Source organism: Listeria cornellensis FSL F6-0969, assembly GCF_000525855.1.
Classification (GTDB): domain Bacteria; phylum Bacillota; class Bacilli; order Lactobacillales; family Listeriaceae; genus Listeria_A; species Listeria_A cornellensis.
This window is the reverse complement of the sequence record NZ_AODE01000038.1, coordinates 19206-28287: the sequence shown is the minus strand read 5'-3', so window position 1 is coordinate 28287 and position 9082 is coordinate 19206. Positions and strand designations below refer to the sequence as shown.

The window sequence follows — 9082 nt, the reverse complement described above, 5'->3', positions numbered from 1 at the left end:
CATATGGTTGGCTACGAAGATCCATATCGCAACATAAATCACGAAATCTTCTGGAATATTTACAGCAAGGGTTTTTAAATTTCGTAATAATTTGTCCATTAGGAAGGGTAACACTTACTCCATAATTTTTTATTATTTTCGTCATAGAAATGATTAGATAGTTGCCGTCTAGTGATAAATACGGAAGATACACGTTCATATCTTGCATTACTAATGTTTTATATGCTGGTGCTACGTATTTTGGTGCAGTGACTGACGCTGCATTTTGTACTCTCTCTGCTGCTTTTGTCGGTAGCGTTAATCCATTTAAAGGTGTAACCACGCTTGCTCCAACTACCGATGCGATGGTTAATGTACTAATAATTTTTTTAGCCTTTTTGTTATTCATGTTTTTCTGACTCCCTCTTTCATTTCTCAATTTGTATTTATCTTGCGTTTTACTCTCGATTAATAAATTTTAAAAATAGTGTTTTATTACGAATATTAAAATTATTAATTCATCAAGATGTGTAGCCGCTGATTTTGGATGAAAATTAAGTCAGCATGCACTAATTCGTTCAATGTTGTGCTCAGCGTTGTATGACTAATTCCCATATAATTAGCTAATACTTTTCTTGTGAAGCCTCTTGGTATTCTAGTAAATCCTTCATAGTTTGTTGTCTCTCCGAACCAAGTAGCAATCGCTTTTAGTAGAATCTCTACTTTCCCAACGTTTCCCTCTCTCATCGCAACTATTTTTTTTTGTGTAGCGTTCATATAGCATACGCATATAATTGTAATGATACAGGTAGCCTTCTTGAATTGTCATAATTTTAGCTAATACTTCCTGTAACTCAAAACGCCAAACAATGGCTTCTCCTGTTAGTATGGTGCCATACAGCTTTGATCCTGTATTCTGTTTACTATGGTGTAGTCCTAGAAAGCCATGCTCACCCGCAAAATCAATAATGTTAGAATCAAGTACTAGGGCAACAATCCCTTCCTCTATAGCGTAAACATAAGGAGAATCGTATACACAATCGGCAGCAAATGTGATTTTTTTCTGTTTTTTTGTAAAATAAGGCGCTTTTTATGAATAGGGTATACTTGATCATCTAATAATATCTGCAATAATTTCTCTGACTCGAAATCCCTTTGAATAGATTCACTAGTGTAAAGCTCCTCTAAGCTCATTTTATTCACCTCCTACAAACTATAATAACAGCAGATAACAATAAAATGGTTGTGGAATTTTATACTTTATTTGAAATATGTGTCTAATTTTCGAACTTTATACGATTACTTCGTCTGTATTTACAATCAGACTAATTCATGGAGGCTAGGATAACAAGTTGTCTGCCTCTAGTAACAAATAATATGCCAGACTTCTCTAATATAGCTAATCCCTGTATAATTAGCTAATATTCTTCTTGTAAAGTATTTTGGGATTTTGTAGTATCCATCTTCTGTCTCCTCACCAAACCAACGAGAAATGCAGGATAGTAATAACGTAACTCTCTCTGAATTAGGCTTTGTACTCGCCACTATTTTTTGAATATATCGCTCAAATGACGTTCTCATAAAATTATAAAAGTACAAGTAACCTTCTTGTATTTGCTCCATTTCGAAAAATATGTCATCTCTTTCAAACTGCCAAACTACTAATTTTTCAGTCAGGGCCTCAGCGCACGCTTTTTCCCATCGATATTGCAAACCAATAAAATCCCCCTCACTCACAAAATCTATAATATCAGCATCATACATAATTGCTGCAACCCCACTCTCCACCATATAAACAATCTTAGAGCTACTATCTTCCTTTGTTTTTAAGTTTAACCTCTCTTTTCTCCAAATAAGGATAATCTTCCTTTTCCAGAAATCCGACATTACTGAGACAACTACTCGTATACCGCTATTCATGCAAAATAAAAAGAATGGGACAAAAATTGATTCTTAGATCAACTTTTGTCCCATTCTTATCCTCTATGTTTTTTCCATTTTCATAAATTAAGCTTCTCCAAATGCATTTCATTATTCAGCATTTCAACAAACTTTCTAAATTTTTCATTGTAATAATCTTGTTCAGATTCAATAGGAACATAAAAATCAATAAGCGTACTTTCAGTTTCAACTTTTTTGCCATTTTTCCACCAATAAAATAAGGCTTGCGTTGGCTCTGTTCTACTAGAAAAAAGGCATTCTCTATTAAAAACGGAAGAAATCATTTGCGCAATGTCTTTATTTTTTACTGCCCCACCATTCAAAACTAAAGGATTTTCATCATAAGTAGCAGATAATAAAGAAAGGATATATTTAAGATTGAAAATGATGCCCTCCAAAACGGATTGAATAATTTCCGGACGTCCATGAGTAATATTTAATCCTTTAAAACTCCCGGTTTGTTTTTCATTCCAAATTGGGGCCCGTTCTCCTTGAATATACGGGGAAAAAAATAAGTCAGGCGCTTTATGTAGATGATCGAATATTTTAGCTTTGTCTTCATAAAATAAATCACTGAGCCACTCTAGTACTATTCCTCCATTATTAGTAGGTCCGCCAACCACCCATTGATCTTTATCTACATAATAACAAAAACTTTCCATATCGGGTCCTAGATATCGTCCTGTAGAAAGCTGTCTAATTGACCCACTAGTTCCCAGAGTTAGACTTTCTGTGGCACTATTTTGTTGAGAGCTAGCTAGAGAAGCCAAACAGCCATCGCTAGCACCTATCATAATTTTTGTATTTCGTTTCAAATTCAGCTCTAGTACCACTTTTTCCGACATGTTAAAAACAGTTTTTGGATGAACAAGCCGTGGTAGTTTGCTGGGTGATAATTGGAGGAATGATAGTATTTCTTCATCCCATTTAAAATCAATACTATTGAATAATCCAGTCGCCGAAGCTATCGAAAAATCCGTAACAAATTCGTTTACAAAATAGCTCATTAAAAAAGATTTCATGTCATGCCATCCGGAAACATTGTTGAACCAACTATTATGTTTTTCTTTAAAATATAATAATTTAGCAAAAGGACTCATGCCATGAATAGGCGTTCCCGTTTTGCCATAAAACAAAAAAGTTCGCTGTCTATTTCGTTTGAATTCTAAAATTGTATTAGCGGCTCTATTATCAGACCACAAGAACATAGTATTGCTTTCCATTTCGGGAGATACAGGGATTAATGTATGCATAGCTGTACTAAAGCTGATGGTATTTATATCTGAATAAAGAGCCGTTATTTCTTTAATATTTCGTTTGATGCTTGATAAAATGTCTATTGGATTTTGGGTCGATTTATCAACTTCTTTAAATGTCTCAATTCTCGCTGACTTCGTATATATTGCTTTTTCTTCATTGAAAATAATAAATTTAATGGAGGTCGTCCCAACATCAATTGCTAATAATAAATTTTTTTATGCTATTGCTCATTTTTTAAAATTTCGCCTCCTCCAAATTGATTTCTTAATGCAACAACAATTGAGTAGGTAATATGGAAGGGGTTCCTGTATCTATTCATGAGTCCTCATGATTCAAATACGTTATCGTGAGGACTCAAATTGTATTCTTTAATCTACATACCTAGTCAATCATGAACTTAAATAGTCCACGCAATGCTATTTCCATTCACATTCGTCGGCTATTTCTAATACTCGGTCTTGAATAATTGATCCATACCATTCCGCTGATTTTTTTTTTCGCACGCGTTCTTTTTTTCGTTCTAGTTCAATTCTTATGAGGCCATATCGATTTTTTAAAAGCATTCATCGGAGAAACGCAATCTGTAAACGCCCATAACATGTATCCTTCACAAGAGGACCCTTCTTCAACGGCTTTAAGTAACCATTTGATGTGCTGCTTAATAAAATCAATTCTATAGCTATCATTTACAGTGCCCAAATCATCCATATACGCTTCTTCATTTTCTCTGCCCATTCCATTTTCAGTGATAAGCCATGGAATATCTCCATAATTTTCTTTTAAATAGTGAGCCATATCATATACAATTTTCGGATATATTTCCCACCCGCGCGAATCATTCATTTTTTTGCCCGGTAAATCAAAATTTTCAAAGAACATTTCAGGATGGAATGGCGTCGTCTTATTCCACTCATACCTTGGAGCTTTGACTCTTTTTGGATAATATTGATTAATTCCTAAAAAATCAAGCGTATTTTCTCTAATTGTTGATAAGTCGTTATCATCAGGATTAAAATAGATATCAAATGTAGTACATAACGCAATAAGTTCCGATGAATACTCCCCTTTAACCATAGGATCAAAAAAGACTCGATTATAAAACAAATCATACATTTCAGCAGCTTTTTTATCTTCTTTTGAATCTGACCTAGCGTATACCATTTCAGGATTTAATACACAACCTACTCTTCCCTTTAGTCCTAGAGAACGATATGCCTTAACAGCTTGAGCACTTGCCAATGCTTTGTGGTAATTCCATAACATCCATTTTTTAGTATTCTGCTCGTGAGGCCATCTGATAGCGTCTAGATAGATACGTGTTTGAGGAACTATTGGTTCATTGAAAGTAAACCATTGCTTCACTCTGTCTCCATAACGCTCAAAAGCTATCTTTGCATAGCCAGCATATAAATCTACTACTTTTCTTGAGGACCAACCATCATATTTTTCAGATAAATACACAGGCAATTCGTAATGTTCCAAGCACAGCATAGGCTCCACATTCGCTTCTAACAGTGCGTTTATAACATCATCAATGTGCCCTGCATAGTCCTCATCAACAATTAAGTTCTCATAATCAGTAAAAAAGCGGGACCAATTAATAGAAGTTCTATAATGTGTAAGGCCAATCTCTTTCATTAGATTAACATCTTCTTGATATTGCTCCATAAAATTAGTTGCTACTGCAGGGCCATACCCATTATGCCAAACAAATTTTTCATTTTTATACCACGAATCAGGGTAGGAGTCTTGGCCTTCTTTCTTACCCTTCCAGCCTTCCGTTTGCCATGCTGATGAGGCCGCGCCAAGAATAAAATTTTCCGGTATAGATAGTTTCATAATATTCCTCTTTTCTACTAATTTTTTTTGCTGTGCTGTATTAGATATTTTAACAAATGGTAAATAGATAAGAATGGCAACTATAATACAGACAATTTGCGTAGCTACTGCCCCCAAATCTCCGGCAGTTGCTAGATACGCATTCACAATAGGCGGCATTGGCCATGGAACCATCACTACTGCTTTAGCTGCTATACCTGTTGCTGTTGCGAAATAGCCTATTGTACCTGTTATTAGCGGCGTAATGATAAACGGGATAGCCAAAATTGGATTCAACATGATTGGCATACCAAAAATGACGGGTTCATTAATGTTAAAAATGCCTGGTGCTGAAGATAGTTTTGTTATTTCACGCATATCTTCTCTTTTACCGACCATGAAAACGGCAACAAGCAGCCCAATCGTCACTCCAGAACCACCTATACTCATATACATATCCCAAAAAGGCATCGTAATAATATTAGGAATTTCTTTACCAGATTCAAATGCTTCCGTGTTTACTGCGATTGATGCAAGTAGCAATGGTTCTCTTATCGGTTTAATCATTTGGTTACCGTGAATCCCTATTACCCAGAAAATTTGCGCTATTAGCATTAGAAGTAATATTCCAGGCAAACCTTGAACGACTCCTTCTAAAGGCCGTTGCACAAGATGATAGATAATATCGTAGGCATACATACCTGTCATTGCTTTAACAGCGAATCCTGCGGTAGCCATGACTGCAATTGTAATTATTGTAGGAACTAATGCGGAAAAACTAGCTGATACATTGGCTGGTACTGTATCAGGCATTTTGATTTGTAATCTTTTTTGACGACCTAGCCAGCTATATAATTCTACAGATACTATAGCAACGATCATTCCTAAAAATAAGCCTTTTGTGTCTGTGTACTGCTTAGCTAAAACATTTTCTACAAGTATATTTTTATCATCAGATAAGAATCCATAAATTGTTGGGGTAACCGCTAGATACGACATCACCGCAATTATTCCAGGAAAAACTCCTTTCAAATTATTCAGCTTGGCCAATTCAATCCCAATAAGGAAAACAGCATAAATTGTTAGAAAGCTTAAAGTAACATAACTAATCGATGAAGCAATAGGTTTTAGTTCGGCTAGAAAACGCAAGAATTGAATTTTTGCTAATCCGTTTTCTGCATCGAAAACCATTGCTGAAAATAATGTACCAAATGCCCCTGTGATAATAACCGGGATAAGTGCAGAAAAGGCATTTTTAATCACCATAATATAGCGTAAACTATTCACTTTTGTTGCAAATCTTCCTAAGACATCTGATAATCTCCCCATAAATCCACTTCCCATATTTCCTTTACCCCCTATTTATTTAGTATTTTCTCTCTAACATTTAGATAAAACTGCCAAGTGCCCATCGTATAGCCTAAACTTCCTTCTTCTCTAAAAATTATTCTTTCACCGTATGGGCGAACACATCCTGCAAATTTTTTTTGAAGCAATCTCATCACTCGAACCATGCTCATAGAGTCATCGTTTTGTTTGGTACATATGCGAAATGAATTCTATCTATTTTGAGGGCATTTTCAAGCATTTCCTATTATTACTGTCTATCCAAGTTAATTATCACACTATAAAAAAGTATTATTTCTAACTATTTAGTTTATTTGGGATAAATTTTAAAAGTATAAAGAACTCGAATCCTCCCTAGACATAAAAGTACAACAACTAGTTTACATGCCAAATTTAGATAAATTTTTCAGAGTCTTTATGTAATTTCTAATCACTTATCTCTATTTCCTCATGCATGATTACGCTTTCAATCGTTTTCAAAAAAAAATCTGATTCAATATTATGCTTGAAAGACTCTATAGGCAGCTCCACCCACACGTCTCCAACGTTCGCATCATGCGTGGCACTAATTCCTTGTTGTATATGATAGCTCTGCTTCATGCGATTTAAATTTACTAAATCCATTCGGTCAAACATTCATAACTTAATTCTCTGTTCATCACTCCCAATAAGTCATCTGATGTATTTATAATAAAATACATCAGATGACTTGTCAATAGTTTTTATTAGTTTGATTGGCTAACTTTGCTAAATTCTTTTCTATTATTCGCCATATGTACTGTCATGGCATCCAATGCGTTTAGTTCATCGTGTTTGGCAATAGCATTTACCAAGTCATTATGCAGCTCTATTGTTTCAGTTTTTAAATTACTTACATTATAATTTTCATTAAACAAAGCAATAGATTCATTAATAATGGGTACAATATGAGAGAGTGCGATATTCCCACTGGCTTCTGCAATAGTTTTATGCAACTCTATATCTAATTCTATATGCTCATCCGTATTATTTTTGAAGGAAATTTCTATAGCATCTTTTAAGTGAATCATATGGCTTATTTGATTTGCTGTAGCATTTTTTGCTGCTAAAGCTGCCATTGGCGGCTCTAATATATATCTTAAGACAAACAAATCTTTAATCATTTTGTTTTTATTTTTAATTAAAGAAAATCCTAAGGGGTCTTTGACAATACCCTTCCCCTCACTTATATATGTTCCAGAACCTTGTCTAACTTGTAGTATATTGCGCGCAACTAATACTTTGACTACCTCTCTAATGGTGCTCCGTCCAACATGCAATTCCTCAGCAAGGGCATATTCATTAGGTAATTTGTCTCCCATATTAAATTCCTTTAAACGTATATATTCAAGTAATTTATCAGCTGTATTTTCTACCAAATTTTCACGCACTTTATTTTCCCCTCTCTAATCATCTGATGTATTATTAGCATTTTGTAATTTTATGCTATTTCCAAATTCCAACTAACTAGTTAGTGAACACAGATAACTTTATTTCTTATTCTGTATAATATCAGTCATACTATAAGCTACGATTTGCCAAGCACTGTAATTTCATTTTATAATACTCTTCTTGATTTGTATAACTTTTATTAGATAGTTGAAAAATGGTATACTCAAAGTATAGACCTTTTCCAAAGGACGTGTTAAACAATGTTAGCCATTATCATTATACTCTGCTGGTTCATCGCTTTCATGGCCGTATGGGCAATCATAAAAGCATCCACAAAAAAGCCAAAATAAGTCCACCATTCACTCGGTGCATGCTTATTTTGGCTTTTTCATCATTAATGCATTCTCGTTTTGTACATCTCCATCGCCATTTTCTGATCAGCCTCAGAACGGAAATCACCGAAAACACTAGACGTCTCCACGACATTAATAAAACAGCGCGGGTCCACTGCCTGAACAACATGCGTCAAATCATACAGCTCATATCTCGTAATTACAATCACAAGCATCGTCACACTTTCCCTCGAATACGCCCCAATCGCCTCAACAACTGTAATCCCACGAAACATATTATCCTGAATACCTTTAATCACATCTTCTGGATTCTGCGTCATAATCATTGCTGTCAATTTCTGGTGTCTCGTATGAATCGTGTCAATCACCCGGCTCGAAACGTACAATGAAATCAATGTATAAAGAGCAAACGTCCACTCATATGTAAAGCCAGTAATCAGAATAATAATCCCATTCATTAGCAAAAAATACTTCCCAAAAGAGCGTCCCGTCTTAATCGTAATATACATCGCGATAATATCAAGCCCTCCCGAAGATATCCCAAACTTAAGTGCAAGACCAATACCCACAGAAGAAATAACCCCACCAAAAATCGCATTCAACAAAATATCCGAAGAAACCTCTTGCACCGGTATCACAATCAAAAACAACGACATAAAAGCAACCGTCACAAAACTAAACACCGTAAACGCTCGGCCAACCTTAAACCAGCCTAAAACCGCCACCGGGATATTTAGCAGTAAAACGAGCAACCCCGTCGACAAACTAATACCCACACCGTCTTGCAATAAATCTGATGTCAGCTGTGCAACCCCCGTCAAACCGCTTGCATAAACATGCGCTGGAATTAAGAAAAAATTCATCCCAATCGCATTAAGCAATGCAGCAAGTACCGCAATAAAAAATTTCTTCGTACCATCAATATAAATTTGCTGTTGATTCAACGCAATTTCCCACTTTCAAAAAAATTAAGC

At 35.2% G+C, this 9082-nt stretch carries 7 protein-coding genes and 2 pseudogenes; all 9 read right to left on the bottom strand.

The window, feature by feature from the left end; translation table 11 throughout:
- Window positions 1-388, bottom strand: a 388-nt coding sequence (locus PCORN_RS14455) for a hypothetical protein (protein WP_036081923.1), incomplete at its 3' end; no start/stop codon positions are given.
- Between the two features lie 104 nt (window positions 389-492).
- Window positions 493-726, bottom strand: a complete 234-nt coding sequence (locus PCORN_RS14450; RefSeq protein WP_206537451.1) for a helix-turn-helix domain-containing protein — start codon at window positions 724-726, stop codon at window positions 493-495.
- 615 nt (window positions 727-1341) lie between these two features.
- A complete protein-coding gene (locus PCORN_RS14440; RefSeq protein ID WP_036081919.1) occupies window positions 1342-1866 on the bottom strand; it encodes a cyclic nucleotide-binding domain-containing protein in 525 nt (174 codons plus the stop codon).
- Between the two features lie 113 nt (window positions 1867-1979).
- A complete protein-coding gene (locus PCORN_RS14435) occupies window positions 1980-3377 on the bottom strand; it encodes a gluconokinase (RefSeq protein ID WP_277620211.1) in 1398 nt (465 codons plus the stop codon).
- Between the two features lie 219 nt (window positions 3378-3596).
- A pseudogene (locus tag PCORN_RS14425) lies at window positions 3597-5019 on the bottom strand (glycoside hydrolase family 1 protein).
- Between the two features lie 33 nt (window positions 5020-5052).
- Window positions 5053-6342: pseudogene (locus tag PCORN_RS18690) on the bottom strand (PTS sugar transporter subunit IIC); the annotation flags it as partial.
- A gap of 429 nt (window positions 6343-6771) precedes the next feature.
- Entirely contained in the window at window positions 6772-6969 is a 198-nt protein-coding gene (locus PCORN_RS21415; RefSeq protein WP_159102607.1) for a mannonate dehydratase, read from the bottom strand.
- Window positions 6970-7070: 101 nt separating this feature from the next.
- Window positions 7071-7754, bottom strand: a complete 684-nt coding sequence (locus PCORN_RS14415; RefSeq protein WP_036081913.1) for a FadR/GntR family transcriptional regulator — start codon at window positions 7752-7754, stop codon at window positions 7071-7073.
- A gap of 395 nt (window positions 7755-8149) precedes the next feature.
- A complete protein-coding gene (locus tag PCORN_RS14410; protein ID WP_036081912.1) occupies window positions 8150-9052 on the bottom strand; it encodes a YitT family protein in 903 nt (300 codons plus the stop codon).
- Window positions 9053-9082: the final 30 nt, after the last annotated feature.